The 26,748-nt window shown below is 73.0% G+C and carries 21 protein-coding genes; 16 read left to right on the forward strand and 5 right to left on the reverse strand.

Annotation, left to right across the window (positions count from 1 at the left end; genetic code table 11):
• Positions 1 to 2: 2 nt before the first annotated feature.
• The 15 genes from AB0O82_RS24755 to AB0O82_RS24825 all read left to right on the forward strand — a co-directional run bounded on the left by AB0O82_RS24755 (position 3) and on the right by AB0O82_RS24825 (position 14,814).
• Positions 3 to 1,358 (forward strand): serine hydrolase domain-containing protein, encoded by a 1,356-nt coding sequence (locus tag AB0O82_RS24755; protein ID WP_363586131.1) that lies wholly within the window; start codon positions 3 to 5, stop codon positions 1,356 to 1,358.
• Positions 1,359 to 1,362: 4 nt separating this feature from the next.
• Positions 1,363 to 2,679: an MFS transporter gene (locus AB0O82_RS24760; RefSeq protein ID WP_363586132.1), complete on the forward strand. Its 1,317-nt coding sequence runs from the start codon at positions 1,363 to 1,365 to the stop codon at positions 2,677 to 2,679.
• A gap of 125 nt (positions 2,680 to 2,804) precedes the next feature.
• Positions 2,805 to 3,827, forward strand: coding sequence for a guanitoxin biosynthesis L-enduracididine beta-hydroxylase GntD (gene gntD, locus AB0O82_RS24765; RefSeq protein WP_363586133.1), 1,023 nt, complete (start codon positions 2,805 to 2,807; stop codon positions 3,825 to 3,827).
• A 39-nt stretch (positions 3,828 to 3,866) separates the two neighbouring features.
• Positions 3,867 to 4,997, forward strand: coding sequence for an enduracididine biosynthesis enzyme MppP (gene mppP, locus AB0O82_RS24770; RefSeq protein WP_363586134.1), 1,131 nt, complete (start codon positions 3,867 to 3,869; stop codon positions 4,995 to 4,997).
• Entirely contained in the window at positions 4,994 to 6,253 is a 1,260-nt protein-coding gene (locus tag AB0O82_RS24775) for an aminotransferase class I/II-fold pyridoxal phosphate-dependent enzyme (protein WP_363586135.1), read from the forward strand. The genes mppP and AB0O82_RS24775 overlap by 4 nt, the downstream gene beginning before the upstream one ends.
• Positions 6,237 to 7,064 carry an enduracididine biosynthesis enzyme MppR gene (mppR, locus tag AB0O82_RS24780; RefSeq protein WP_363586136.1) on the forward strand — a complete coding sequence of 276 codons (828 nt, stop codon included), beginning with the start codon at positions 6,237 to 6,239 and terminating at the stop codon, positions 7,062 to 7,064. Before AB0O82_RS24775 ends, mppR begins: the two co-directional genes overlap by 17 nt.
• A gap of 48 nt (positions 7,065 to 7,112) precedes the next feature.
• Positions 7,113 to 8,021: a winged helix-turn-helix domain-containing protein gene (locus AB0O82_RS24785; protein ID WP_363586137.1), complete on the forward strand. Its 909-nt coding sequence runs from the start codon at positions 7,113 to 7,115 to the stop codon at positions 8,019 to 8,021.
• A gap of 12 nt (positions 8,022 to 8,033) precedes the next feature.
• Positions 8,034 to 8,246 (forward strand): MbtH family NRPS accessory protein, encoded by a 213-nt coding sequence (locus tag AB0O82_RS24790; protein WP_363586138.1) that lies wholly within the window; start codon positions 8,034 to 8,036, stop codon positions 8,244 to 8,246.
• 65 nt (positions 8,247 to 8,311) lie between these two features.
• Positions 8,312 to 8,974, forward strand: coding sequence for a response regulator transcription factor (locus AB0O82_RS24795; RefSeq protein WP_363586139.1), 663 nt, complete (start codon positions 8,312 to 8,314; stop codon positions 8,972 to 8,974).
• A gap of 120 nt (positions 8,975 to 9,094) precedes the next feature.
• A complete protein-coding gene (locus tag AB0O82_RS24800; RefSeq protein WP_363586140.1) occupies positions 9,095 to 10,231 on the forward strand; it encodes an acyltransferase in 1,137 nt (378 codons plus the stop codon).
• A 136-nt stretch (positions 10,232 to 10,367) separates the two neighbouring features.
• Positions 10,368 to 11,549 (forward strand): histidine kinase, encoded by a 1,182-nt coding sequence (locus AB0O82_RS24805; protein ID WP_363586141.1) that lies wholly within the window; start codon positions 10,368 to 10,370, stop codon positions 11,547 to 11,549.
• Between the two features lie 124 nt (positions 11,550 to 11,673).
• Complete coding sequence (locus AB0O82_RS24810) at positions 11,674 to 12,054, forward strand: hypothetical protein (protein WP_363586142.1); 381 nt, start codon at positions 11,674 to 11,676, stop codon at positions 12,052 to 12,054.
• A gap of 32 nt (positions 12,055 to 12,086) precedes the next feature.
• Entirely contained in the window at positions 12,087 to 12,986 is a 900-nt protein-coding gene (locus AB0O82_RS24815; protein WP_363586143.1) for an ABC transporter ATP-binding protein, read from the forward strand.
• On the forward strand, positions 12,983 to 14,602 hold the full coding sequence (locus tag AB0O82_RS24820) for a hypothetical protein (RefSeq protein ID WP_363586144.1): 1,620 nt from the start codon (positions 12,983 to 12,985) through the stop codon (positions 14,600 to 14,602). The genes AB0O82_RS24815 and AB0O82_RS24820 overlap by 4 nt, the downstream gene beginning before the upstream one ends.
• Positions 14,603 to 14,637: 35 nt before the next feature.
• Positions 14,638 to 14,814 (forward strand): hypothetical protein, encoded by a 177-nt coding sequence (locus AB0O82_RS24825; RefSeq protein WP_363586145.1) that lies wholly within the window; start codon positions 14,638 to 14,640, stop codon positions 14,812 to 14,814.
• Positions 14,815 to 14,845: 31 nt separating this feature from the next.
• Here the strand turns inward: AB0O82_RS24825 and AB0O82_RS24830 are convergent, their stop codons facing one another.
• Genes AB0O82_RS24830 through AB0O82_RS24845 form a run of 4 tightly spaced genes read right to left on the reverse strand, consistent with a single transcriptional unit; the run spans position 14,846 to position 22,987 of the window.
• Entirely contained in the window at positions 14,846 to 16,108 is a 1,263-nt protein-coding gene (locus tag AB0O82_RS24830; RefSeq protein ID WP_363586146.1) for a TIGR02679 family protein, read from the reverse strand.
• On the reverse strand, positions 16,105 to 20,220 hold the full coding sequence (locus AB0O82_RS24835; protein ID WP_363586147.1) for a TIGR02680 family protein: 4,116 nt from the start codon (positions 20,218 to 20,220) through the stop codon (positions 16,105 to 16,107). The genes AB0O82_RS24830 and AB0O82_RS24835 overlap by 4 nt, the downstream gene beginning before the upstream one ends.
• Complete coding sequence (locus AB0O82_RS24840) at positions 20,217 to 21,392, reverse strand: TIGR02678 family protein (protein ID WP_363586148.1); 1,176 nt, start codon at positions 21,390 to 21,392, stop codon at positions 20,217 to 20,219. Before AB0O82_RS24840 ends, AB0O82_RS24835 begins: the two co-directional genes overlap by 4 nt.
• Positions 21,389 to 22,987 carry a TIGR02677 family protein gene (locus AB0O82_RS24845; protein WP_363586149.1) on the reverse strand — a complete coding sequence of 533 codons (1,599 nt, stop codon included), beginning with the start codon at positions 22,985 to 22,987 and terminating at the stop codon, positions 21,389 to 21,391. Before AB0O82_RS24845 ends, AB0O82_RS24840 begins: the two co-directional genes overlap by 4 nt.
• Positions 22,988 to 23,173: 186 nt before the next feature.
• On the opposite strand from AB0O82_RS24845, the gene AB0O82_RS24850 reads away from it, so the two are divergent.
• The gene (locus AB0O82_RS24850) at positions 23,174 to 25,336 is read left to right on the forward strand and encodes a tetratricopeptide repeat protein (protein WP_363586150.1); all 2,163 of its coding nucleotides are present in this window, start codon (positions 23,174 to 23,176) and stop codon (positions 25,334 to 25,336) included.
• Here the strand turns inward: AB0O82_RS24850 and AB0O82_RS24855 are convergent.
• Positions 25,320 to 26,748 (reverse strand): hypothetical protein (locus AB0O82_RS24855; protein ID WP_363586151.1); only part of this gene is annotated, 1,429 nt, incomplete at its 5' end. The genes AB0O82_RS24850 and AB0O82_RS24855 overlap by 17 nt on opposite strands.

Consider the following 26,748-nt stretch of genomic DNA (forward strand, 5'->3'; position numbering starts at 1 on the left):
GCATGAGCGACCAGCACCCGATCGACGAGCCGGGCCTGTCCGCGCTGCTGGAACGGCTGTGCCGGGCGCACCGGGTCCCCGGCGCCCAACTGGCCGTTCACCACCGGGACCGCACCGTGTCGGTGGCCGTCGGCGAGCAGGTCCTCGGCGTCGGCCGGCCGGTCCGCCGCGACAGCGCCTTCCCGCTCGCCTCGCTCACCAAGCCGTTCACCGCCGCGCTGGTGATGACCCTGGTCGCGGACGGGGACGCCGGGCTGGACGACCTCGTGGCCTGCCACCTCCCGGAGGCCGGGCTGGACACCACCGGGACGGTCCGGCAGGTGCTCAGCCACACCGCGGGGCTGCCGGCGGTCGTGCCCGAGGACGCCGGGAAGGCCGGCAGCGCGCGCCACTTGGCGGCCCGGTACGCGAACCGGCAGTCCGAGGTGGCCGCGCCGGGGACGGCGTTCTCCTACTCCAACGTGGGGTACGTCTTGGCGGGCCTCCTGGTCGAGGAGATCACCGGAATGCCCTGGCCGGAGGCGCTGGACGCGATCCTGCTGTCCCCGCTCGGGACCGCCCCGGCCTTCGTCGGGGACGTCCGCGAGCCGGGTGGCAGGTCCGTGGTCGGCGGCCACGTGGTGCGGGCGCCGGGTAGGCGGACGATCCCGGTGCCCGAGCAGGGCGTGTCGGTGGTCGAGGCGTCCGTCGGATCCCTGGCGCTCAGCGCCGGGGAGGTGGCCCTCTTCGCCCGCCAGTTCCTGGCCCGGCCGGGCCCGTTGCTGGCCGCGGACACGGTCGCCGAGATGCGCCGGGACCAGCTCGCCGGCGTCCCCTTCGGGCCGTACGGGATGGCCGACGGCTGGGGGCTCGGCTGGGCCCGGTACCGCGACGGCGGCTCGGACTGGTACGGCCACGACGGCACGGGCGACGGGATCTCCTGCCACCTCAGGTTCGAGCCCGTCGAGGGCACGGTGGTGGTCCTCACCACCAACGCCAACACCGGCCAGAACCTGTGGGCCGACGTGGTCGGGAAGCTCCGCGAGGCCGGGCTCGCGGTCCCTGGGCAGGGAGCCCTGGACACGGACGGCGATCCGGCGGACGCGCCCGACGACTGCCTCGGCGGCTACGCCAACGGCGACCTGGAGTACCTGGTCACCCGGGGTGGGCCCGGGCTGCTGCTCGGCCTCGGCGGCCCGCCGCAGTACGAGCTGAGCTGCACCGCCGATCTGCGCTTCACCATGCGTGAGGCGGGCGGCGAACCGTCCGTCGGCCTGGTACACGCCGGACGCTTCCTCCGCGATCCCGGCACCGGCCGGGTCGAGTACCTCCAGGTGTCCGGCCGGCTCGCGCGCCGAGGCCGGTCCGAGAAGTGGTGAGTGAATGACCGTCGCACGCCCGACCAGTGGAACGACGAGTGAACCGACGACGGGACCGGATGGTGAACCGACGAGTGGGCCGCCAGGCCCGCCGACGGCACGGCCGCTGTCCCGCAACCGCAACTACAACATCCTGTGGACCGGCCAGCTGCTCTCCGAACTGGCCTTCGAGATCGCGATGGTGGCCATCCCGCTGCTGATCCTGGCCCACACCGGATCGGCGATCCAGATGGGCACGGCCTCGTCCGTGCTCGCCGCCGTCCGGATGCTGGCCGCGATCCCCGCCGGCGCGATCGCGGACCGCTGGAACCGGCGCACCGTGATGCTCACCTGCCAGGCCCTGCGGGCCGTCGGCATGGGCAGCCTCGCCGCCGCGCTGGCCCTGGACCGTTACAGCTACTGGCACCTGCTGGCCGTCGTGGTGCTGGAGGGGGCGCTCGGCTCGGTCTTCGAGCCGGCCGAGCACGCGGCCCTACCGCAGGTGGTACCGGAGTCCCAACTCTCCACCGCGGTGGCCCGCAACGCAGCCCGCCCGTACGTGGCCACCCTGCTCGGCCCGTCCGTCGCGGGGTTCCTGTTCGCCGTGCACCCGACCGACCCCTTCGCGGTGACCGCCGCGGTGCTCGCCCTCTCGGCGGGCGCGCTGACCCTGCTCAGGCTGCCCCCCGTGGCCGGCCCGGGCACCGGGAAGCCGGACGGCGGGATGGGCGGCGAGATGGCCGCAGGGTTCCGCTGGGTCCTGCGCAACCGGGTGCTGCGGACCACACTCGTCTGGATGGTGGGCACCAACCTGGTCTTCAACGCCCTGTTGGTGATCATCCTGGCGGTGTCCAACGAGGACAGGACGGCGCCCGGCGAGATCGGCCTGATGATGGCCTGCCTCGGGGTGGGCGGACTCCTGGGAGCCGCCCTCGCCCCCTGGCTCCACCGCCGCCTGCCGGCGCCGGTGATCGTGCTGGGCTTCGCCTGGCTGGCCGCCGTCGCGACGGCCCTGATGGCCGTCGTCTCGGGTGGCGTGCCGCTCGGCGTGCTGCTCGGCCTCGCGGCCCTGTTCGCACCGGTGGCCAACACCACGGTGATGACCCACCAGCTGATGGTCACCCCCGACGGTCTCCGGGGCCGGGTGAGCTCCATCGCCGCCCTGTGCTCCGGCGGGGCCGGGGCGCTGGGCCCGTTGGCCGGCGGAGTGCTGGTGGCCAGGTCCGGGGGCGGCACCGCGGCCGTACTGGCCTGTGCCGGGGCACTGGCGCTGATCGCCGTCGGTACGACCGCGAGCCCGGTGCTGCGCCGCTTCCCAGCGGCCGACCGGACCCGCGGGTAACCGCCGTTCCGGCCCCATGGCAATTTCACTCTCTGTTCAAGTGTCTGGAAACCCCCGGCGGACATCAGTGAGGCTCCCGGTGCACCGGGAGGTCTGCCCCAGGACCGTCAAGGGAGGTCCCGCTCGTGTTCCACATCCGACTCACCGACGAAGAGGTCTTGGCCGTCGAGGCGATCGCCGACGAACTCGCCCACCGGTACGACACCGTGGAGTCGCCGGTGTTCCAGCGCGAGAGCCGCACCCACGCGCAGGAACTGCCCCGCCGACTGCGCGGGAGGCTCAACGAGTTCCGACTGACCGAGAAGTCCGGAACCCTCGTGGTCTCCGGTCTCCACGTCGAGGACGCGTTGCTCGGACCCACCCCGGCCGAGCGTCGCAGGAAGCCCGCCCCGTCCCCCTCGCTCAGCCAGGACATCGCCTTCTTCCTGATCGGGAGCGTGCTCGGCGACCCGATCGGCTGGGCCACCCAGCAGGACGGCCTGATCATGCACGACGTCTACCCGGTCAAGTCGCACGAGCACGACCAGATCGGGTGGGGAAGCGCCGAGACCCTCAGCTGGCACACCGAGGACGCCTTCCACCCGCTGCGCACCGACTACCTCGGTCTGATGTGCCTGCGGAACCCGGACGGCGTCGAGACCACCGTCGCGGACATCGCCGACGTCGAGCTGGACGCCGGGGCCAGGGCCGCGCTCAGCGAGCCGCGCTTCCGCATCCTGCCGGACGACGCGCACCGCGGCGGTGCCCAGTCCGCCGGGGCGCAGGATCGCGAGGAACTGCTGCGCCGGCGAGCCCTGGAGCGGGTGGAGCAGGCGCTGCGGCAGCCCGACCCGCTGGCCGTCCTGTTCGGCGATCCCGACGACCCCTACCTGGTCATCGACCCGTACTACATGCAGGGAGTCCACGACGACGAGGAGCAGCGGGCGCTCGACGCCATCGGCGCCGCCATCGACCGGGCCCTGACCGGAGTCGTCCTACGGCCGGGCGACATCTGCTTCCTCGACAACTACCGGGTGGTGCACGGCCGCAATCCGTTCCGCGCCCGTTACGACGGCACCGACCGCTGGCTGCGCCGTCTCAACATCGCCCGCGACCTTCGCAAGTCCCGGGAGTACCGGCTCAGCGCCGACTCCCGGGTCATCTACTGACCGTCACCGAAGCCCCCATTTTTCTCACGTGAGGAAACCGTGACCGGAATACAGCAGAACAAGGGCAACCTGACCCAGTGGGAGTACCTCGCCCTCAACAGCGAGCTGAACATCGCGGACGGGCACGCCCGACAGGCGTTGACCCCTGGCCAGACGAAGGTCGTCGACGAGCTGCCGCTGCTCTTCGCCGAGGGCGAGCGCCGCCCCGTCGAGCAGATCGAGCGGGAGGCGCACGAGGCTTACTTCACCCTGCTCGGCCAGGACGGCTACCCGTCCGAGCACGGCCGGGTGATGAGCTGCTACTCCTCGTCCGTCGCGATGGAGATCCTCTCCCGGGCGCTGGCGTCCAAGGTGGAGACGGTCGCCCTGGTCCACCCCACCTTCGACAACATCGCCGACCTGCTGCGCGGCAACGGCCTGCGGCTGGTCCCGATCGCCGAGGACCCGCTGCACGGCGAGGACCTGACGCCGGAGTTCCTGGCCTCGGTGGGCTGCCTCTTCCTGACCACGCCCAACAACCCCACCGGGCGGGTCGTCAGCGAGAAGCGGCTGCGCCGGATCGCCGAGCAGTGCGCCGAGCACGACGTGGTCCTGGCCCTGGACACGTCCTTCCGCGGCTTCGATCCGCGCGCCCACTACGACCACTACGCGGTGCTCGACGCCAGCGGCTGCCGCTGGGCGGTGATCGAGGACACCGGCAAGCTCTGGCCCACGCTCGACCTGAAGGCCGGCATGCTGGTCGCCTCGGAGGACCTCGGGTTGCCGGTGCAGAAGATCTACTCCGACATCCTGCTGGGCGTCTCGCCGCTGATCCTGGCGATGATCCGCCGCTTCGCCGAGGACGCGGCCTCCGGCGGGCTGGGCGAGCTGCACGAGTTCATCGCGGGCAACCGGGAGCTGGTGCGGACCGGCCTGGCGGGCGTGCCCGGCGTCGACTTCCCGGACCCCGACAGCAGAACCAGCGTGGAGCGGGTCCGCTTCTCCGGCCGCACCGGTACCGAGGTGTGGGAGGCCCTGCGGGAGCACAATGTCTTCGCCCTGCCCTGCCGGCAGTTCCACTGGGCCGAGCCGGCCGAGGGCGACCGGATGCTGCGCATCGCACTGGCCCGCTCGCGCGAGCCGCTCGCCGAGTCGGTCCGCCTGCTCAGGTCCGTCCTGGAATCCAGGTGACCGTGGCGACGCCCGCCCGCCACGCCCGGCGGTGGCAGCGCGGTCTGGTGCAGGAGACGGCCGAGCCCGGAGTGATCGACCTCGGGCCCGGTTACCTCGACCCCGCGTTGCTCCCGGTGGAGCTCGTGCGGGAGGCGCAGGTGAGCGCACTGGCCGAGTTCGGCGCCGCCGCGCTGGCGTACGGGAACAACGCGGGGGCCCATCCGCTGCGGGAGGCACTCGCCGAGCGGGCCACCCGTGCGGACGGGCACCCGTGCGGGCCGGAGAACGTCCTGGTGACGGCGGGCACCTCGCAGGCGCTCTACCTGATCTCCACCGCGCTGGCCTCCCCGGGGGACGCGGTGCTGACCGACGGCCTCTGCTACGACCTGGCCCAGAAGCTCTTCACCGATTGCCGGCTCACCCTGCGGCGGGTGCCGGCGGACTCCGCCGGCATGTCGCCGCAGGCCCTGCGGGAGACCCTTCGCGCTCCGGCCCCGGGGGGCGTCCGGCCTGCCTTCCTCTACCTCAACCCGACGTTCCACAACCCGACCGGCCGGACGCTGACGACGGCCCGGCGACGGGAGCTGCTCGCCGTCGCGGCCGAGTACGGGCTGCTCGTCGTCGAGGACGACGCGTACGCCGGCTTGGCGCTCGACCCGGCGGCGGAGCCACCGCAGTCGCTCGCCGCGCTGGCGGACCACCGGGGCGTGCTCCGGCTCGGCACCTTCTCCAAGACGCTCGCCCCGGGGCTGCGGCTGGGCTGGCTGCTCGGCGATCCCGCACTCGTCGACCGGCTGGCGGCGCACGGCCTCTTCGTCAGCGGCGGCTCGCTCAACCACACCGCCTCGCTGGCCGCCGCCGTCGTGCTCGCGAACGGTGAATACGATCGCCATGTGGCCTTTCTGTGTGGGGAGTTGGCGGCGCGCCGGGATGCCCTGGTGGCCGGCCTGCGGGCCGTCGACCTGCCGGAGCCGGTGCGGTTCCGGGTCCCGTCCGGGGGTTACTTCCTGTGGCTGGAGCCGGTGGCCGGCCACCGGGAGGCGGAACTGCTCCGGGCGGCGGCCCTGGCCGGCGTCCGGATCGCCGCGGGTTCCCGGTTCGGCCCTGGTGGCGAGAACTCCTTTCGGCTGGCCTTCAGCTTCAACTCGTCCGGGCGACTGGTGATGGCCGCCGAGCGGCTGGCCGCCGCCTGGCGCACCCTTTCGCCGCCGTCGACCACCCACCCGTCGGCGACCCCGCTATCGACAGGAGCCGAATGTGTCCGTGACCGATGAGGGGATGCCCGCCGTCGTGGGCGGCCTGCGGGGGTACAGCCTGCCGCTCTCCCCGTCCGGAGGGTCGTCCATGCTCACCCCGCCCCCATGGCACTTCACCGGTGAGGTGGTGATGGTGGACTACCGGGTCGAACCCGAGGCCGTGGCCGCTTTCCTGCCACCCGGGCTGACGCCGGGCAGGGACGCCGGCGCGGCGGCGGCCGTCTTCGCGGAGTGGCAATGGTGCTCGGACTCGGGGGAAGAGCTGGCCGACCCGTGCCGCAACCGCTTCTCAGAGTTCCTGGTCCTGCTCGCCTGCGAGTTCGAGGGGGAGCCGATGGCGAGGTGCCCGTACGCCTGGGTCGACCAGCCCGTGCCGATGATGCGCGGCTGGGTGCAGGGCATGCCCAAGCAGTTCGGGGTCGTCCACCAGAGCCGGCCGGCCACCGTGGGCCGGGCCGGGCCCAGGCTGGCTCCTGGCGGGACCTTCGCCGCAACGATGTCCGTCCACGGCCGCAGGGCCGTCGAGGCATCGGTGACACTGACGGGAATCTCCCCTGAGCCGCCAGGGTTGCACATGGTACCGTTGGCGCACACTTTGCATATCCCTGACTGGACGTCAACTCGACCTAGAGAGACGGCTCTTGTGGCGTCCGAAGTGTCCGATGTGGAGTTCTCGCAGGTGTGGTCGGGGGCGGCCGAGTTCGGATTCTTCGATGTGCTGGGAGCGGACTTCGCCCGGCTCGCCCCGGTCGAAGTGGGCGCCGGTCACGTGTTCTCCTACGCCGAGACGCTGCATGGCGGCCGGGTCCTGAGGGGCAGCGAGGATTGAACAGGTACTGAGTCCCGCCTGATAAAGCGACTTACGGGGGCAGTCTTTGTGTTGAGAATTCACTTCACCGTCGAGGATCTGGCCCGGCTGCGCATGGTCGCCGGCCTGGGCCCGCTGACGGAGGGCGTCTTCGCCCTTCACCGGTTCAGCCACAGCGGCAGCGTGGCGTTCCAGCCCTGGCGCATGCGAGTGCGTGCCGTCCTGGGCGTGCGCACCGCGGAGCTGGAGTTACTTGCGCAACAGGCTCCGAACTTGACCGACCTGATCGAGCTGCTCGGGACGTCCACTGCGCCTGGCGAGGGGCAGGCCGGTCCGACGGCGCTCCTGAGCTCCTTCACCCAGGTCGCGGTCCTGCCGCACTGGGCGGACGTCAAGCCGCAGCTGGAGCGGGTGCGGGACGCCCGCGGCCGGGTCGCGATCGCCCTCGGTGCGGAACGGCTGTTGAGCGCCCTCCACCCGCGGCTGATCTGGAACGCGCCGACCCTGGAGGTTCGCGGCGGGCCGGATCGGGACGTCCACCTCGGCGGCCGGGGGCTGGTGTTGAGCCCCTCGTTCTTCCTGCACGACCAGTCCTGCGTGTTCATCGACGACGACCGCGAGGCCGGCGGGCCCGCCGTCGTCTTCCCGATCGGCTCCGGCGTCAAGCCCGGGCTCTGGGATGCGTGGCAGTCGGACGAACAGGCGCTCGGCGCGCTGGTCGGCCACACCCGGGCGGCCGCGATCCAAGCGCTCACCGACAGCCGCACCACCGGTGAACTCGCCGAACAGCTGGGCATATCGCTGGCCGGCGCCAGCAAGCACGCCGCGGTCCTGCGCCGGGCCGGCCTGATCACCACCGCCCGCAACCGGAACACGGCGCTGCACACCCTCACCTCGCTCGGCATGGCCCTGCTGCAGAGCCGCGAACTCACGCCGGTGCCGTTTCGCAGTCACCAACGAACCTGGATCTCGGCCTGAGGAGGCGCGACCATGAGTTCTCCCAACCCCTTCGACGACCCCGACGCCATCTTCCACGTCCTGGTGAACGACGAGGGCCAGCACTCGCTGTGGCTGGTCTTCGTGGACGTCCCGGCCGGCTGGCGGACGGTCCTGGCCGACGCCGACCGTGAGGCGGCGATCGCCTACGTCAACACCAACTGGACGGACATGCGGCCCGCGAGCCTGGCGGCCCGGCAGGGCTGACCGGACCCGGTCCCACCCGGCGGACCGGAGCACCCCGGTCCGCCGCTATGACAGAATTCCTGGCTGTGACCATTCGATTACTGCTCGCAGACGACCAGGAGATGGTCCGCCGCGGAATGCGGCGGATCCTTGAGAACCAACCGGACATGGAGGTGGTCGGCGAAGCAGCGGACGGCGTCGCCGCGGTCGAAGCGGCGCGCCGGCTCCGGCCGGACGTGGCGCTGGTGGACATCCGGATGCCACGCATGGACGGTCTGGAGGTGGTCCGCCTGATCGCCGGCCCCTCGGCGACGCCTCCGATCAAGGTGGTCGTCGTCACCACCTTCGATCTGGACGAATACGTGTACCCGGCGCTGCGCCACGGCGCCTCCGGATTTCTGCTCAAGCGCTCGGGCCCGACCTTGCTGGTCGAGGCGGTCCGGGCCGCGGTGGCGGGCGACAGCCTGATCAGCCCCTCCATCACGGTCCGGCTGCTCAAGCACGTCACCGGCGTCCGTCCGGGCGGCCCGGCCATGGTCGAGTCGCTGACCGGGCGGGAGACGGAGATCGCGGGGAAGGTGGCCGAGGGGAAGACGAACTCCGACATCGCCGGGGAACTGTTCATCTCGGCGGGCACGGTGAAGACCCACGTGGCGAGCATTCAGCGCAAGCTGGGCGTCAAGAACAGGGTCGGAATCGCCGTGCGCGCCTTCGAGATGGGATACGCGACCGGTCGATTGGCCGAGTGAGGTGTTCCTTCGCACGTCGAGTGCCGAAGTCATCGCGGATCAGGGTGGCCGGTCCGGTGCACATGCGGCACCGAAACAGCGAAAGGCACCCCCATGCACGATCGAACAAACCGAACCCGATTGGACTCACTGACCGGTCTGCGATTCCTCGCGATGATTCCGGTCTTCCTCTTCCACAGTTCGTTGGAGGGAATCTTCGACAACGCCCGGACGGACTGGGACTACCTGAACGCCCTCGGCACCTCCGGGCACGTCGCGGTGTCGTACTTCTTCGTCCTCAGCGGATTCGTGCTGACCTGGTCGTACCGCCCGGCCGACGGCGTCGGCAGGTTCTGGCGCCGGCGGCTGTTCAGAATCCTCCCCAGCCACTGGGTCGCCCTGGTGGCGGTGATCCTGCTGATCGGCCACTACGGCGACCTGACCGACTGGTCAGGACTCGGCGCCCAGGCCCTGCTGCTCCAGGCGTGGGTGCCCGACCCCTCGTACTTCGACGTCGGCAACACCGTCACCTGGTCGCTCTCGGCGGACCTGGCCGTCTACGCGCTCTTCCCGCTGCTGTACCGGCTGATCGAGCGGATCCGGCCGGGTCTGCTCTGGCTCTGGGCCGGAGCCTGCGTGCTGGTCACCGTCCTGGTGCCGGTGGTGGCGCAGAACTTCGTCGCGGACGACCGCCCCATGCCGCTCTTCGGGGTGTCGATCGACCAGTACTGGGTGGTGTACTTCTTCCCGCTCACCCGCCTGGCGGAGTGCCTGCTCGGGATGCTGCTGGCGCGGATCGTGCTGACGGGCCGCTGGATCGACTGGATGCGACCGCTCGTGGCGGTGCCGCTGCTCGTGGTCGGCTACGTGATCGGGCAGCAACTGCCGTACCTGTACCGGCTCAGCGCGGCCACGGTGATCCCGATGGGCCTGCTCACGGCCTCTCTCGCCGCCGGGGAGATGGCCGGGCGGCGCATCGTGCTCAACCACCGCCTCGTCGTCAGGCTCGGTGAACTCTCCTTCGCCTTCTACCTGGTGCACAACCTGGTGCTCAAGTACGGCCACCTCGCCCTGGGGACGGTGGACAAGGACGGGGAACTGGTCGGCCCCACCTACGGCCTGCCGGTGGGCATCGCGCTGATCATCGCCGCCCTCCTGTTGTCGCTGCTGCTGGCCTGGGTGATGAACGTCCTGGTGGAGCGGCCCGTCATGCGCCGTTGGTCCAGGCCCCGGGCCCTGCCGGGGTCGGCACCGACCCCGGTGGGTGGGGCTGCGTGATCTCCCGCCGGTCCAGTATGCCGTCCGGTCGTGTCGAAAAGATCTGCCGAACGGCAGATGCCTGACGATCGGTCATCTGTCGGGGGGCGCGCCGTTCCCCTGCCGTGCGTAGGCTCGGCCCGTGCAGACCGAACTGATGCCTGATGCGCATCGCCGCCGCACGGTGTGTGCGACGGCGACGGCACTGATCGCGGCTCCGGCGGTGATCGCCCCACCGAGTGCGTGGATCGTGGTCGTGGTCGCCGTCGCGGCGATGGCGACCGCGATCCTGCGCCGGCCGCTGGGTCCGGTCGCCCCGGTCCTGGCGGCCGGCCTGGTCGCGGGGCTCTCGCTCGTCACGGACGCCGTCTATCCCGGACCGCGGGGGTTGGTGCTGCCGTGGCTCCCGGTCGAATTCGCGGCCATGCTGGTGCTGACCTGGCAGGTGATCCGGCGGGCGCCGGTCCGCCAAGTCGCCCTGGTCGGTTCGGCGTTGGCACTCGCCCTGATGGCCCTCCCGCTGCGCTTCACCCTCCGGCTGCCGCAGACGGTCCTCGGGCCGTCGGTGGTCGCCGTCGCCATGGCGACGTTCCCGGTGGCCTGCGCCGTCGGCGTCGGGTTCTACCTGCGGGTCCAGGACGACCAGCGGGCCCGCGCCGTCCAGCGCGCCCGCCGGGAGCAGCGGCTCGACGTGGGCAGGGATCTCCACGACTTCGTCGCCCACGAGCTGACCGGGATCCTGCTGGAGGTCCAGGCCGCCCAGGTCAGCGCCTACGACGAAGAACAGAGCAGAGAGCTCCTGTCCCGCCTGGAGGCGGCCGGCCTGCGGGCGCTGGACTCGATGGACCACACCCTGCAGACGCTGCGCGACCCGGAGGCACCCGCGCTCGCCGAACCTCCGCCGACCAAGGTCCACGGCCTCGCCGACCTCCCGGAGCTGGTGGAGCGCTTCCTGGCGTCCGGCACGACCGGCGGCTCCCTCGAACTGGAGCCGGGCCTGGAGGGAGCCGCCCCGCGCGAGATCCAGGACGCGGCCTACCGCGTCGTCCTGGAGGCGCTGACCAACGTCCGCCGGCACGCCCCGAGCGCGGCCCGGCTGGAGGTGGAGGTGGTTCGCGTCCCGGGCCCCGCCCTGCGGGTCACCGTCACCGACAGCGGACGGCAGGGCGGCCCCGGCGGTCTGCTGGCCCGCCGCCCCGGCGGCGGTGGCACCGGCCTGGCCGGCTTGTCCGAGCGGATCGGCGCCCTCGGCGGCGACCTGTCCACCGGCCCGCACGCCCGCGGCTGGCGCGTCCGCGGGGAACTGCCGCTGCGACCCGACCGGACGGGCCGGGGCTGACCGGTCCCGACGGCTCGGAGACCGCCCGCGTACGGCGCGAATATCTGCCGAACGGCAGATGGCAGGCGGCCGCGGATCGGCGAGGATCTCCACCGTGCCCGATCCCAGACTCCCGGAGGTACCGGTGATTTCTCGCCCGAAGGCGACACCCGCCCTGCTCGCTCTCGCCGTGGCCGCCCTCATCCCGTTGACGGGCTGCGCCAAGGCCTCGGACGCCGCGCCCGAGGACAAGGCCTTCGAGTTCAGCGGCAAGTCCCTGAACGTGAAGGCGCACGGCATCCCCACCGACCTCGTCCCGGCCGACCGCAAGGACGTCAAGGTCACCCGCTGGTTCGACAAGGCCAAGGTCGGTGACGCCAAGGAGATCTGGACGCTGGAGGACGGAACCCTCGAACTCCAGGCGCAGTGCACCGGACTGGCCAACTGCGACGCCAAGTTCCGGGTGGAGGTGCCCCGCGGCGTCGCCGTGACGCGCGACGGCAAAGAGACGGACCTCAAGGGCTGAGGCCGACCGGTCCGACGGGGAAGAGAGAGACGATGCTCGAACTGATCGATATCACCAAGGTCTACAAGGGCGGCAAGCGCGCCGTCGACAGCATGACGATGAACCTGGGCCCGGGCATGCTGGGCCTGCTGGGGCCCAATGGCGCTGGGAAGTCGTCGCTGATGCGGATCGTGTCCACGGTCACCAAGCCCACCAGCGGCCAGGTGCGCTACCAGGGGTCCGACGCGGTGGCCAACCCGGATCTGCTGCGCCGCGAACTCGGCTACCTGCCGCAGGACTTCGGGGTCTACCCCAACCTGACCTCGCGGGAGTTCCTGTCCTATCTGGCGGCGGCCAAGGGGCTCTCCGCACGCTCGGCCCGGGCCCGGATCGACGAGCTGATCCAGCTGGTGAACCTGACCGAGGCCGTCAAGCGCCCGCTCGGCAAGTACTCGGGCGGCATGCTGCGCCGGGTCGGCATCGCGCAGGCCCTGCTGGCCGATCCCAAGGTCATCGTCGTCGACGAGCCGACGGCCGGCCTGGACCCGGAGGAGCGGGTGCGCTTCCGCAACCTGCTCAGCGACCTCGCGGCCGACCGGGTGGTGATGCTCTCGACCCACATCGTCTCCGACGTCGAGTCGGTCGCCTCGGACATCGCCGTGGTCGCTCAGGGCCGCCTGCTGCGCCGGGGTGCGCCCGACGAGCTGCTCCGGGAGATCGACGGGCAGGTCTGGGAGGCCGTGGTCGCCCCGGCCGACGTCGCGACCGTGCAGGCCCGCCACGTGGTCAGTCGCATGGTCCGGACCGCGAACGGCGTGCGCCTGCGGGTGCTCGCCGCCGCCCCGCCGTTCCCGGACGCGACCAGGGTGTCGCCCGACCTCGAGGACGCCTACCTGGGCGTCATCCACCGGTCCGCCGAGCGGATCCCGACCGGGCAGGCGGTGCGGCGGTGAACGCACGCGCCCTCGCAGGCCTTGCGGTCGGCGATTTCCGCGACCGGGTGCGCCGTCCCGCGTACGCGGTGACGCTGCTGGCCGCGGTCGGTCTCGGCTACCTGGCCGTACCGAAGGTGGACAGCACGTGGGTGATCATGGATGTGGGAGGCAGCCGAGGGGTCTACAACAGTGCCTACGTCGGCGCGGTCACCGCTCTCGCCGGTGCGCTCTGGCTCACCTTCGGCGGCTTCTACGTCGTGCGCAGCGGCATCGCACGGGATGAGACGACCCGCGTCGGCCAGGTCCTGGCCGCCACCCCGCTCCGCACCCGCAGCTACCTCCTCGCCAAGTTCCTGAGCAACCTGCTGGTGCTCGCCTCCATGGTCGGCGTGCTGGCAGTCACCGCGCTGGTGATGCAGATGGCCCGAGGGGAGAACCGCTCGGTCGACCCGGTCGCCCTGCTCGAACCGTTCCTGCTGCTCTCGTTGCCGCTGATGGCGCTGACCGCCGCGGCCGCGATCCTCTTCGAGACGGTGCCGCTGCTGCGGGCCGGCTTCGGGAACGTCATCTGGTTCGTGCTGGCCCTGATGATCTCGATCGGCGGCCAGTCGGGGTCCGCGCCGCTGGGCGGTCTCGGCGTGCACGAGGTCGCCCGGTCGATGAAGGCCTCGATGGAGGCCCAACACCTGCAGACCGGAGACGGCGGATTCAGCCTCGGCCTGACCAAGGTCACCAAGCCGCTGGGCACCTTCATGTGGGACGACTTCGCCCCCTCCGGCGGGTTCGTCCTGGGCCGGCTGGTGCTGATCCTGCTGGCGCTCGCCGTGGCCCTGCTGCCGGCGCTGTGGTTCGGCCGGTTCGACCCGGCGCGCTCGGTCGGCTTCCCGGTCCGGGCCCGGAGGGAGGCCGTTGAGCCGCTCGCGCCCTCGACCACCGAGCCGCTCGGCACCGACCCGGTGGAAGATCCTGCGTTCCGCTGGTCCACGGCCCCGGGCGAGTTGCCGCAGACCGAGCCGACCCGGGCCGGAGCCGTCGGCCGCCTGCTCGTCGGCGAGGTGCGCATCCTCCTGCAGGGCGTCTCCCCATGGTGGTGGCTGGTCGCGGGCGCACTCACCGCCGCCGGTTTCGCGCTGCCGATGGACACCGTGACCGGCATGCTGCTCCCCGCCGTCTGGTTGTGGCCGGTGCTGATCTGGTCGAGGCTGGGCAGCCAGCAGGTCGAGAACGGCCTCGAGGTGTTGCTCGGTGCCTACCCCGCGGCCCGGCTCAGGCTGCTGGCGGAGTGGGCGTCCGGACTGGTGCTCACCGCGGCGATGGGCGTCGCCCCGCTGGTGCGCATGCTGGTGGCGGGCGACGGCGCCGGGACGGCGCACTGGCTCGGGGGAGTGCTCTTCATCCCCTCGCTGGCCATGTCGCTCGGCGTGGTGAGCCGCACCCACCGGGTCTTCCAGGCCGTTTACCTGCCGGTCTGGTACATCCTCGTCAACAACGTGGCGGCCCTCGACTTCATGGGTGCCGTACGGGTGGCCGGCCGGCCGGCCGGTCCCAGCCCGCTGCTGATCGCGGCGCTGTCCGCGGCGATGCTCGCGGTGGTGTTCCTGGTCGGCTCGGCCCGACGGAACGTCAAGGGATAGCCGGGGCACCGATGCCCGAGCCGGAGGAGGTTGGTATGTGTGAGGCCCACGCCCGACGCATCGCTCGGCTGGAGTCGGAGATCGAGGAACTTCGGTCGGCCAATGACCTGCTCAGACGAGTCGCCGAGTTCTTCGCCCTCCAGTCGTCCCGCCCCGCTCCGGCCACCCGAGCCGACTGGGGCCGCCCGCCCCGGTGGGACGGGCGCGACTGAGGGGGCAGGGGGCCGCGGGTTCACATGGAGATCAAGGGAGGTGCCGCTGGAGGTCTGCGAGCAGCCGGTCGAGCAGGTGTTCCTCCTCGACGCGGATGCCGTGGTGGGTGATGGCCGGGGCGAGGGCCGGGTCCCAGGGCGTAGGAGCCGGAGTGCCGGTGAAGAGCGGGGTGCCGAGGCCGCCGTGGACGGCGGCGAGGTAGGAGGGGGTGTCGTAGCGCCAGGGGGTGGCGCCGGGAAGGCGCAGGACGGTGGTGGCGATGCGGATGCCGCCCCAGTCGAAATCGCCGTGGTAGGCGATCGGGGAGCCGTGCCCGGCGGCGTGGGCGAGCAGGGTGCGGGCGGCGACGGAGAGATTGCCCTCGACGCAGACCATGGGCGGGCAGTCCGGGCCGAGTTCGCCGGCGGCCGCGGCGAGGACGGCGGGGTTCTCGCAGACGTGAACGGTGCGTCCGCCGAGCCCCAGGTCCTGTCCGGCCGGCCCGCCGACCAGTTGGCGGAGAGTCAGTACGCACGGCTCGCCGCCTCGCCGGGCGGCGGCGAGGATGCGTCCGGTCGTACTCGTCGTGGAGCCGGGCAGGTTCAGGACCAGGACTCGGGAGGAGAGTTCGTCCAGCGCCACACCGGCAGCGGCCCAGGCGGCCCGGCGGCCCTCGGAGCCACCGGGCAGCTCGACGGCGGAGATGGCGCGGACGGCGGAGTGGACCAGGGCGGCGAGCGGGCGGCCCGCGTCCAGTGCGTGGGCGTCGCCGAGCGTGCGGGCGGCGAAGACGGGCAGGGTGACACCGTCGGCGGGGAGGGAGGAGAGCACTCGCGCGGCGTCGGAGGCCAGCTGCCGGGCCGCCGCGGGGTCGCCTCCGGAGAGCCGTTTGAGCAGCCCGGCCGCCTCCACCTTGGCGCGCCAGGAGGCGAGTTCGGGCCGGTCGGTGATGTCGGGGTGGTCGAGTTCGGCGAGCGCCCGCTGCCAGGCCGCCGCGGACACGGCTTCCTGGGCGCGGAGGTCGGCCACCGGGCCGGTCAGGGCCACCACCGCGGCCGCGAGCCCGTCGGGGCAGGCCAGCGACGCGCGCAGCACCCGGTCGACCTCGGCCAGTGGTACGGACAGGGAGTCGCCGGAGCGCAGGCGCCGGCCGAGCAGTAGCTCGACCGCGCGGCGCTGCTCGGCGGTGGCCTTCCTGAGGGTGGCGGGGGTGTCCAGGGCCCGTCCGCAGGCGATCCGGTCGCGGGCGCGCGCCAGTAGCCAGGCGGTGTCGGGGCCACCGAGCAGGCGGCGCAGCCTCGGTAGGTCGGTCATCGCCCGCCCGTCCCGGCGCCGTCGAGCGGGGACGGCTGCGCCTGGTCGTCCGTTCCTGTCTGGGCCGGGACGTGCGGGACGGGGCGCCGTTCGCGGGTGCGTACGGTGCCGTCCCAGCGCCAGGGGGTCACCAGGACGACGTCGAGGCCCTCACGCCGGCTCAGCTGGGCGATGCCGATGCCCGGCACGGTCGGGTAACAGGCCCACTCGCGTTCGCTGGTCATCACCACGTCGAGGTCGAACGAGGCCAGCAGGCCGAGGCACTTGGCCCGGGAGTCGTCGTCGACGCCGGCGAACGCCTCGTCCAGGGCGATCAGGCGCGGGGCGTGCGGACTGCCGGAGGAGTAGTGGGAGGAGGCCGCCGCGAACAGCGGGACGGAGGCGGCGAGGACGCGCTCGCCGCCGGAAGCGGGACCGGTCGCGGGCTTCCACTGGCCGTCCTGGCGGCGCTGGATGGCGAAGGCGTGCCAGGCGCGGTAGTCGAGGGCGCGGGTGAGCTGGTCGACCCAGGAGTCGCCGGGGTGCTCCTCGCGGTCGTGGGCGATCCTGGCCTGCAGGAACTCGCCGACCTGGGCCCGGTCGGCCGGGGTCCAGGCGTCCGAGGACTGGCGCAGCAGCCTGGTGCGGACGGCTTCCAGCCCGGCCGGTGCGTCCTTGGCGGGCTGCCATTGCAGGCGCAGGGCCATGCCGGTCGAGGTCGGCCGGGCCGCCAGGTCGAGGTTCATCGCCGCGACCTGTTCCTCGGCTCCGGCGATCAGCTCCTGGAGTGCCCCGGCGACCTCGCCGACCAGGTGGTTCTCCAGCAGCTCGCGCTCCTTGGCGGAGAGCAGCCGGCCGCGCTGCTCGACCTCCTCGCGCAGCGAGTCGGCGAGGGCCGGCACGTCGTGGGTGCGGCCCTGGAAGATCACGTCGACGAGCATGATGCCGTCGTGCAGGGTCATGCCGACCGAGTGGCCGTGGCGGCCGAGGGCGTCGGTGAGCACCTTGTGCTCGGTGGAGATCCGTTGCTGGATCAGCTCCCAGCGGCGGTCGGAGTCGTCCGTGTCGTGGAGTTCCTGGTTGACGGTACGGGCCAGAGCCACGGCGGGCGTCGGTGCCCAGGGCTCGTCGAGCGGAGGGACGGCGATGCCGGGCAGCGCGGCGGTGAGCAGGCCGGTGGCGGCGAAGGAGTGCAGGGCGGTCACCGCGCGGTCGCGTTCGGCGGAGGCTTCGTCGATGCGGGTACGGATCTCGCTGCGGCGCCCTTCGGCCCGGGCGCGGGCGGTCATGGCGGTGTCGCGGGCCCGCCGGGTGGTCCGCTCCTCGGTGTCCCGCTCGGTGATCGCCGTGTCGGTTTCGGCCAGCCGGCGGAAGAGTTCCTCGACGCTCGCACCGATGGTCTCGGACAGCACCCGGTACCGCTCGGCCGCCGCGTCGGCCGTCCGGCGGGCCGCGGTCGCGGCCTCCTCGGCCTCGGCGAGCGCGGTGGCGGCGGCCTCGGCCTCGGCAGCGGTGTCGGCGGCGAGGATCGCGGACCGGGACCGGGCGGTGGCGGCCGGGAGCAGGGCGGCCAGGGCCGCGGCGTATCCGGAGACGGCGTCGCGGATCCGGTCGAGCGCCTCGCGGGTGGTGGGCAGGTCGGTGTCGGAGGCGTAGTCGCGGACCTCCTGGTCGGCGCGCTCCGCCTCCTCGTACCGGGCCGAGGCGTCCCGCTCGGCCTCCGCCAGGCGCTCGGCCAGGCGGACCGCGGCCGCGGCCTCGTGGCTCTGGCGGCTGTGGGCCTCGCGCAGCGCGTGGTCGGAGGGCTCGCTCTGCTGCTCGGCGGACAGCACGGCGACTCGCGAATGGACTTCGCCGCGCTGCTCGTCCACCTGCCGGAGCGCGAGCGTGAGTTCCGCCCGCCGGTCGGCCAGTTCGGTGAGCCGGGCCCGTCGGGCCGCCTCCCGGGAGCCCTCGCCGAGGTAGTGGGCGGCGGGCTTGGTCCAGCGTCCGGTCAGCGCACCGATCCGGTAGCGCCCGTCGACGGCCACCCAGGTGTGGTGGCCGGACCGCTCGCCGAGGCCGATCGCGGTCAGGGCGGTGTGGACGGCGTCGTCATCGAGGGCCGCGGCCGGCGGATCGGCCCGGTCGACGGCCGGGCGCAGGACGGCGGCCAGGTTGGTGCCGACGGCTGCAGGGTCGGGCAGCAGGACGGCGTCGTCGGCGTCCAGCAGCGTGCCGTCCGGGGTCAGCCATGCGTCGAGCAGCCCGGCGGCCTCCAGCGCCGCCTCGATCCCGGCCCGGTGCTCGGCGGGGACGGCGTCCCCGAAGTCGACGGCTCGCCACAGGGGAGCGCCCGGGCGGCCGCTACGGGCGTGCGGATCGCGGGTGTGGACCGGGGGCGGGGCGTCCTGGCCGCCGGCTTCCAGACGGGCGATCTCCTCGGCCAGCGCGTCGAGGTGCCGCCGGGTGGCGGCGGCCTCGGAGTCGAGTCCGGCCTCCAGCCGAGTCAGTGCGGAGACCGCTGTGCGGTAGGCGGCGGCTGCGGCCTCGGCCGCCGGGTTGGGCCCGGCGAGGGTGTCCGTCCAGGCTTCGAGTGCCGCGATGGCCTGATCGGTGTCGGGCAGACGGAGTTCGACCGTGCCGCCGGCCCAGCCGTACCAGGCCTCGACGAGGGCGGTTCCCTGGTCGCTGACGGCCTGCCCGGCATCGGCGGAGCGCTCCCGTGCGGCCTCCAGATCGACGGCGCGGCGGGCGGCCTCCGTCTTCGCGACCCGGGCCCGCCCGTGTGCCCGCTCGGTGTCGGTGAGCAGCGTGGTGAGGCCGGTGATGGCCTGGCGGCGGCGTTCGACCGCGTGCTCGCCGCTGCGATGGGTCTCCTTGAAGGGGGCGCGGTCGCGCTCCAGCGCCTCGGCGGTCGGGGCGTGGTCGATCCCGGCCGCCTCGGCGGTCTGCGCGGCGGCGGTGGCGGCTCGGTCGAAGGCGGTCCGGTCGGCGTCGTGCTGGGCGTGCGCGGTGGCCGCCCGGCGCTGCCAGTCCGCTGCCTGGCGCCGGGCGGCCTCCGTGGCCGAGGCCCGGTCGTCCGCGACGGCCCGCAGTGCCTCCGACGTCCGGCCGGCCTGTTCCAGCTCGCGTGCCGCGTCCATCTCGGGGCTGCGCGTGAGCGCTTCCCGGGCGGCGGTCAACGAGGCCCGGACGTCCTCCAGTTCTTCCAGGCGGGCCTCCGCCCGGGCCAACTGCTCCTCGGCGGCCGTGTGTTCGGCCTCGGCCTCGCCCAGGTCGCGGCCCAGGTGCTCGTACCGGCTGTGCGCCGCGCGCAGGACGCCGGACTGCCGCTTGGTCGCGATCCCGGCGTAACGGCGGTAGTGGGTCAGGAAGTTGCTCGAAGCACCCGAGGCCTCGGCGAGCGCCTCCAGGGCGTGGCGCTCCTCGTCCAGGCCGCGGAAGGCCTCGGCGACCTCGCCGACCAGAGCCGGATCGAGCGGAGGCAGCGCCTCGGTGAGCGCCTTCGACAACAGCTTCTCGTCCGGCTTCTTGGACAGCTGGGGCTGGCGCAGTTGGATCAGCAGGTTGACCAGCGCCTCGTAGCGGCCCTGGCCGAGGCCGAACAACTGCTCGTCCACGGCCCGGCGGTACTCGGCGGCGGTGTCGTGGACCAGGCCGTGGCCCTGGAGCGCGTCGCGCAGCCGTTCCCGGGTGAACGGGACGCGGGTGGCGGAGAGCAACGGCAGGTCCGGGCCGATGCGCAGGGTGGTGGTGAAGAACCAGTGCTTGGCGATGCCACGCCCCTTGACCGCCTTCAGGCCGCAGCCGATGGTCCGGTACTGCGGCCGGCCGTCCTCGTCGATCCGGCCGAACTCCAGCCAGGTGTAGCCGGTGCGCTCGTCGTGGGGGTGCTTCCCGCCGAGCAGTAGGTTCCACTCCATCCGCTTGGCGCGGTCGCCGTCCGGCTCGACCCGATGGGCGGCCAACTCGCCGTCGAGCAGGAACGGCAGGGTGAGGGCGAGCACCTTGGACTTGCCGGTGCCGTTGTTGCCGCGCAGGAGCAGCCGCCCGTCGTGGAAGCGGAACTCCTCGGCGTCGTAGTGGAAGATGTCGACGAGCCCCGCGCGCAGTGGCTGCCAGCGGTTCTTGGTGGGCTGCGGCAGGGTCATGAGCGGGAGCGGGCCTTTCGGACGGTCGGGGCGGCCAGGGCGTAGCGGACCAGGGCCGGTTTGGCGGTGACGGTCTCGCCGCTGCGGGCGATGAGGTCGAGGGCGGCCAGCCGGCCGAGGGCCTGGGCGAGCAGTTCGGCCGCGGCGGCGGGTTCGGCGGCGGACTTGCGCCAGTACGTGCGGTGCTGCACGGCCAGCTGCCGTACCAGCTCGACCAGTTGGGGTTCGGTGTGGCCGCCGTCGGTGGTGGCGAGATGGGCGGCGACCAGCAGGGTGACGTGGCCCTCGGTGCCCTGCTCGGGCATCCGGACGTCGGTCAGCTCGTCGTCCGGATCCACCATGGCGATCCCCTCGGACCGCAACTCCGCTACCAGTCCGGTGAGTTCGGAAATTCGACGGGTGATCGCGTAACGCTGGGAGACCAGGTAGGTGTGTTCGTCCTCCGGTAGCTCGGCGTAGTACACCACCGCGTCGTCCAGCAGCCGGCGGGTCAGCCGGTGGCGCAGCGCGCGCAGCCGCAGCTCCTCGGTGTCCGGGGCGACTTCACGAGTGAGCTCGACCAGGCGCCGGTCCGGATCGGTGGCCTCCACGGTCGACGGGCCGCGGGTGGCGGCCGGCAGTGCGGCCAGGACGCGGCGGCGCACGTCGTACAGCACGTCGTTGGACGACTCCGACAGGTACGCCTCCTCGTCGCCCGCCACCCGGTGCAGGACGCCCCACTCCAGCAGCAGCCGGACGGCGGCCACCAGGTCCGAGCGCTCCTCCCGGCGGTCCATCCGGAACTCGATGCCGGAGGCGGAGAGCACCGGATCCCCGGCCGCCGTCAGCACGCCCTCGGCCAGCCGGCCGAGGGTGATCTGTGCGTCCGCCCGCTCCAGGACCACCAGTGCCAGGCAGAGCAGCACGTAGCGGCGGCGGGTGAACGCCACCTTGGTGCGGGGAGCGCGGGCGGGCCTGGTCGTGTCGTCCAGCCGGGCGGGCGTCTTGTACAGCCGGGCCGTCTCGGTGTCGACCAGCAGCCGCCAGCCGGTCTCGTGCGTGAACCAGGCGGCCAGCTCGCCCGCATGCTTGCGCACCAGCCGGAACTCCTCGCTGCCGCTGGTCATCAGCGGCTGCGCGAGCAGCGCGCGGGCGGCCCGTCGGCGCTCGGTCCGGATCTCGGCGTCCGTCATGCCGCACTCCCGTGAGGTGCGAGGTCGATGATCTCGATGACGTGCTCGGGACCGAACAGCACGCCGTCCGCGGTCGGTATCCGCACCATCGTGTCCAGGTCCACCAGCTTCAACCGGATCTCCATCGTGCCGTCCCCGGTGATCGCCGAGGACTCGCTGTCGCCGGGCGCCCGCGCCGAGAGCGCGTCGCCGAGTGCGGCGAGGAACAGCCGGAAGGCCTGGGGGTCGAGCCCGTCCGGCCCGGCCAGTTCGGAGAGCAGCACCGGGCCGTCGGTGGCCAGCAGGGCGCGCGCGGCGTCGGTCTGGGCGGCCTCCAGCTCGACCTGCTCGGCCAGCACCCGCCGCGCCGCCGCCCGGTCCGCGGTCCGGTTGGGGGCGCCCCGCCGCTCGTACGAGCCGGTCTCGCGCAGCCGAGGGCTGATCTCCAACGGAGGGGCCTGCGCCCACGGCGTGGTGGCCGACAGGTCCGCTTCCCGCCACGCCTCCTCCGTAGCGGCGTCCACCGTCAGATGCCGGGCCGGGGTGAGGGCGAAAGCCGCCCGCCACAGCTGGTGCGCCGCGGCGTCGTCCGGGGTCTGTGCGAAGAACCGGGCCAGGGCCCGGAAGTCGGCGGTGCGGTCCGAGCGCCCGCCGCGCCGCTCGTTCAACGCGGCGACCGTGTTCACCAACCCGGTGATCGCGCTGACCGCCGCGCCGCGCAGCAGCTTGGCCTGCGACGGCTGCCGGCTGGAGCGGCTGAGGAACCAGTCGGTCAGGCCGCGCCAGCGGTTCTCCCAGCCGGTCAGAGCGGCCCGCTCCGCCTCCGCGCGGGCCTGCTCGGCCGACTGCCCGTCCGGCTCGGCCGCCGGTACGGCGTCACCGGCCTCGCGCTGCGCTGCGGCCAGCAGCAACCGCTCGACTCCGGTCGCGTTGAGTTTGGCGAGCACGTCCGCGATCTGCGCGCCCCGGTTCGCCAGATCGGCGATGAATCGCTCGATGTACTCGACGAGCCGGTCCTTGTACGCGATGAACGCCTCCTCGTCGCCGTCCTGGAAGTCGATCGTGCGACGCAGTGAGGCCATGAACGCCTGGGCGTTGTCCGCCAGACTGCCGAAACGCTCGGCGAGGGCCAGCAGGGCCAGGTGCGCCTTGGCCGGGTCGGGATCCTCCTCCCGGGCGAGGACCAGCAGCGAACCCAGGTGCTCGGCGATGTCCGCCAGCGCCACCGACTGCAGCTGCCCGCGCCGGCCCAGCGACTCCTCGTACACCGCGATCGCCCGCAGCGCCGCCTGGCCGTGGCGGGTCAACTGGTAGAGGTAGCGGGCCCGGTGGAAGTCCTCGACCGACGTCACCCGGCCGGTGTCGGCGTCCGCGCGGAGGTTCTCCCAGTCGACCAGCTTCTCCAGCGCGCCACCCACCGCCTCGATCGACACCGGCACCGCGCTCCGGTCCTCCGCCGCGTCCCGGCGACGGAGCTCCGCCGCGACGTCCTCGGGCCGCAGATGGACGATGAACCGCTCCCGCGCCTGTGCGAAGACGTCCAGGATCCGGCCGTACAGGACGGCGTTCGGGGCTTGGAGGTAGGCGAAGGGCTGGGGCTGCGGAGCGGTGGACACGCGCTCCAGTGTGGCAGACCGCCCCGGCACCGGAGGAGCTGTGGCGGGAACGAGGCACGGGACCGAACCGACTCGCAAGCAGGCGACTGTGCACCCACGGTGAGGTTGCGCAGGCTACCGTGGGGCCGGACGCGAGGGTGCGGCGGCTGCTGGTCGGGTGTGCCGCGATGGACCAGGGGGTGTGGGGTGTTCGAGCCGGTGTCGCTGTCGGCGGTGGCCGCTGTTTTCGGCGCCGTGGGTGCGAGCGTGGCGAACGAGGCCGGCAAGTGGGCCTGGGAGTCGGCGGGTGCCTTCGTCCGCCGGGTGACGGGGCGGGACGTGCCGGCGCCGACCGATGCCGCCGAACGGGCCACTGTGGCGCAGCTGTTGCTGGATGTGGCGGGGTCGGATCCCGCGCAGGCCAGGGCGCTTCGTGCCTGGCTGGGCGGCCAGGGCGGGGGCTGGTCCGGGCCGTTGGCGGCGCCCTCCCTGCTGCCGCCCTCCGACCGCTTCTTCACCGACCGGCGCAAGGTGCTGGCGCTGTTGGACAAGGAGGCCGGACGGAAGGCGGACGGCACGCCCCGCGTCAGTGTCCTGTACGGGCCTCAGGGAATGGGTGTGAGCGCCGCGGCCGTTCACTGGGGCGCGCTGCAGCGGAAGCGGTTTCCGGACGGGCAGCTCTACGCGGACCTCTCCGGCGGGTCGCCGGCCACCGCACCCGATGCGGCCGCTGTGCTCCGGCAGTTCCTGATCCACCTCGGCATGCCGGCGGACCGGGTTCCGCCGGCCGCGCAGGATCGGGTCGAGCGGTTCCGGTCGCTGGTCGCCGAGCGGCAGCTGCTCGTCGTGCTGGACCACGCCCGGTCGGCGGCCCAGGTCCGGCCGTTGATCACCGCGGCCCCGGGCGTCGTCACGGTCGTGGTGGCCCGGCGTCCGCTCACCGGTCTCGACGCCGTTCCGATTCCGGTGGGGCCGCTGTCCGACAAGGATGCCAGGCGGCTGCTCACGGACCTCGCGGGGAAGGAGACCGTCTCCGCCGCCGGCCCCGCCCTGTCGGGTGTTCTCGAACGGTGCGGCGGATCGCCCTTCGCCCTGCGCGCCGCAGCTCCCCGGCTGGCGTTCATCCCCCAGCAGCGCCGGGGCCGGGGCGGTGGTGGCGATGGCGGTGGCGATCCCCACGCGGGTGATCCGGTGCGCGCCGCCGTGCAGGAGTCGTACGAGGTACTGGAGCCGGAGGAGGCCCGGCTGTTCCGGTTCTGTGCCCTGCGGCCGTGGCCGGCCGTCGGTCCCGAGCTGGCCGTGGCGGTCGCCGGCCCCGGCGGACCCACGGTTGAGCGTGCTGGTGTCCTGCTGGCCGGGCTCGCCGAGGCCGGTCTGGTGGAGGCCACACCCGAGGGCCGCTACCGCTACCGGCCTGCCGTGCGCCGGTTCGCCGAGGAGCAGGCGGCGCGGGTGGACGGGCTGGCCGCGTGCGCGGGTGCGGTGACGCGTGCCGTGGAGCACCTGCTGCGCTTCGCCGTCCGGGCCGACTACGCGGCGTTGCGGGAGCGTTGGCACGTCGGGCCGCTCTACCGCGAGCTCGGGCCCGGCGACTACCCGGACGCCGGTGCGGCGTTGGCCGCTCTGGCCGCGGAGGTGGGCAACCTGGTCGAGGCGGTGCTCGCCGCCGAGGAGTTGGCCGCGCCGGCCACGGCGTGCGAGCTGGCGGAGGCGTCGTGGGCGGTGCAGCTCAAGGCCGGTCGGCACGAGGCCCTGTTGCCGGCGCTGCGAACCGCCGTGCGGGCGGCGGTCGCGCACGACCCGGACTCGGCGATGGCCGGCCGGATGCACACCCAGTTGGCGTTCGCCCTGATGGAACTGGACCTGCTGGCCGAGGCCGAGAGCTGTCTGGTCGACGCCTCCTCGGCGTTCGAACGGGCCGGCCACCTGCTGGGCCAGGCCACGGCCGTCGAGTCGCTCGGGCTGCTGAGGCTTCGGCAGTGGCGGTGGCAGCCCGCGTACGACTGCTTCGAGCGGGCTGACGGACTGCTCGCCTCGATCGGCCCGGACCACGAGCGGGCGGGGGACGTTCCGCGGGCCCGGGCGCTGTTGAAGCGGCACCGGGGGCGGGCGCTGCGAGGCCTGGCCGAGTACGAGCGGGCCCGGGTCTGGCTGACGGAGGCGTTGTCCGAATTCCGGCGTCTGCGCGACAACTACAACGCGGCCCGCACCCTCACCAATCTCGCGGAGACCTGGGCGGACACCTCGGCGACGGATCAGGCGCTGGCCGCGATCGACGAGGCCACCGCGATCCTGGACCGTGAGCAGGCGGAGCCCCATCTGCGCTACCTGGCGGGCCTGCGGCAGCAGTGCCTCACGGAACGGGACTGACCAGGACCGGGTGGGACGCGCCGCCGGTGCGCACCGTCAGCTCCATCGGCGGCAGGGGTCGCAGGGGTCGGGGGACGGCGGCGCCGTCCAATTGGGCGAACAGCGCCGAGGCGGCCGCCGCCGGGTCGAGCGAGGGACTGGTGAGGCGGACGAATCCCCACTCACGCAGCAGCACTTCGCAGGTGTCCGGACCGGATACGAAGGCCGCGAGCGAGCAGTTCGGGTAGCGGGCGAGCGTCGCCGCGGCCCACTCCCGGGGCGGACCGATCCGGGGGTCGTCGGCCTCCCCGTAGCGGAGGATCGCGTCGGCCAGACCGAGGAGGCCCTGGTCGAGGGTGTCCTCGTGCACCGCGAGGTGATCGGAGCCGGGCCCGGAAGGCCCGTACCGGCCTTCGGCGACCCGCTCGACGGTGACTTCGTGCGGGCGGGGCCCCGGGCGGGTGCGGACCCGCAGCGGCACGGTTCGGGTCGGTGGCCGGTAGTCCGGGAGTGGGAGAAGGTCCAGGAGAGCCGGCTCTGTCGGCTCGGGCAGCCCCATGACCTCGTAGAAGAGCGAACGCAGCAGGCCGGCCGCCTCGCCGGGCGCCGAGGTCGTCAATTCGCTGGCACTGGTCATAGATTGATGGAACGTCAGGAGTTGGTCCAGCTGCGGTCGCAGGGGGGAGTCCAGGGCGAGTCGGGGGGCTTTGCGGACGAAGGCCGCTACCGGCGAGGTGGCGCCCAGGACCTCGTCGGAGGCCGTGCCGAGCAGAACGGGGGTGCCCAGTGCCGCGGCGTAGTAGCTGACCGAGCCGAAGTCCCCGATCACCGCGTCGGCGGCGATCAGCGCCTGTCGCCAGCTGTCCAGGGGGTCGATCAGGGTGAGGCCGGCCCGCTCGGCGCGGTCCAGCCAGAGGCGGACCTGGCCGGGGCCGTGGCCGTGCCAGATGTTCGGGTGGAGGACGGCCGCCACCCGGTAGTCGTCGACCGGGAGTTCGGCGGTGAGGCGGTCGAGCAGCCACGGCAGCGGGTCGTCCGTGCCGGCGTCACCGAAGAGCGACTGCGGGTTCCAGGTGGAGTTGAGCACGACGAGCCGCTGTCCGGGCCGGACGCCGAACGCGCGGCGATGGCGTTCCCGGTGCGGAAGGGCGGCCAGGATGCGGTCGAAGCAGGGGTCGCCGCCGAGCACCGCCGTCGGAGCGGCCTCGGGGCAGGCTTCGCGCAGCCGGCCGAGCTGCTCGGGGTGGGAGAGCACCATCGCCCGGGCGAGCGGAACCCCGTCGGACAGCAGCCACTCGGGCGCCAGGCCGAAGACAGGGGCATGCGGCGCGTTCGGTGTTCGGTGTTCGGTGTTCGGTGTTCGGTGTTCGGTGTTCGGTGTTCGGTGTTCGGTGTTCGGTGTTCGGTGTTCGGTGTTCGGTGTTCGGTGTTCT

This window comes from Kitasatospora sp. NPDC088264 (assembly GCF_040685715.1).
GTDB lineage: Bacteria > Actinomycetota > Actinomycetes > Streptomycetales > Streptomycetaceae > Kitasatospora.

Bases quoted from the DNA above. Each gene is read 5' to 3' on its own strand.
- AB0O82_RS24755 (WP_363586131.1), top strand. From the start codon at position 3: ATGAGCGACCAGCACCCGATCGACGAGCCGGGCCTGTCCGCGCTGCTG.
- AB0O82_RS24760 (WP_363586132.1), top strand. From the start codon at position 1,363: ATGACCGTCGCACGCCCGACCAGTGGAACGACGAGTGAACCGACGACG.
- AB0O82_RS24790 (WP_363586138.1), top strand. From the start codon at position 8,034: ATGAGTTCTCCCAACCCCTTCGACGACCCCGACGCCATCTTCCACGTC.
- AB0O82_RS24805 (WP_363586141.1), top strand. From the start codon at position 10,368: ATGCCTGATGCGCATCGCCGCCGCACGGTGTGTGCGACGGCGACGGCA.
- AB0O82_RS24815 (WP_363586143.1), top strand. From the start codon at position 12,087: ATGCTCGAACTGATCGATATCACCAAGGTCTACAAGGGCGGCAAGCGC.
- AB0O82_RS24825 (WP_363586145.1), top strand. From the start codon at position 14,638: ATGTGTGAGGCCCACGCCCGACGCATCGCTCGGCTGGAGTCGGAGATC.
- AB0O82_RS24830 (WP_363586146.1), bottom strand. From the start codon at position 16,108: ATGACCGACCTACCGAGGCTGCGCCGCCTGCTCGGTGGCCCCGACACC.
- AB0O82_RS24835 (WP_363586147.1), bottom strand. From the start codon at position 20,220: ATGACCCTGCCGCAGCCCACCAAGAACCGCTGGCAGCCACTGCGCGCG.
- AB0O82_RS24840 (WP_363586148.1), bottom strand. From the start codon at position 21,392: ATGACGGACGCCGAGATCCGGACCGAGCGCCGACGGGCCGCCCGCGCG.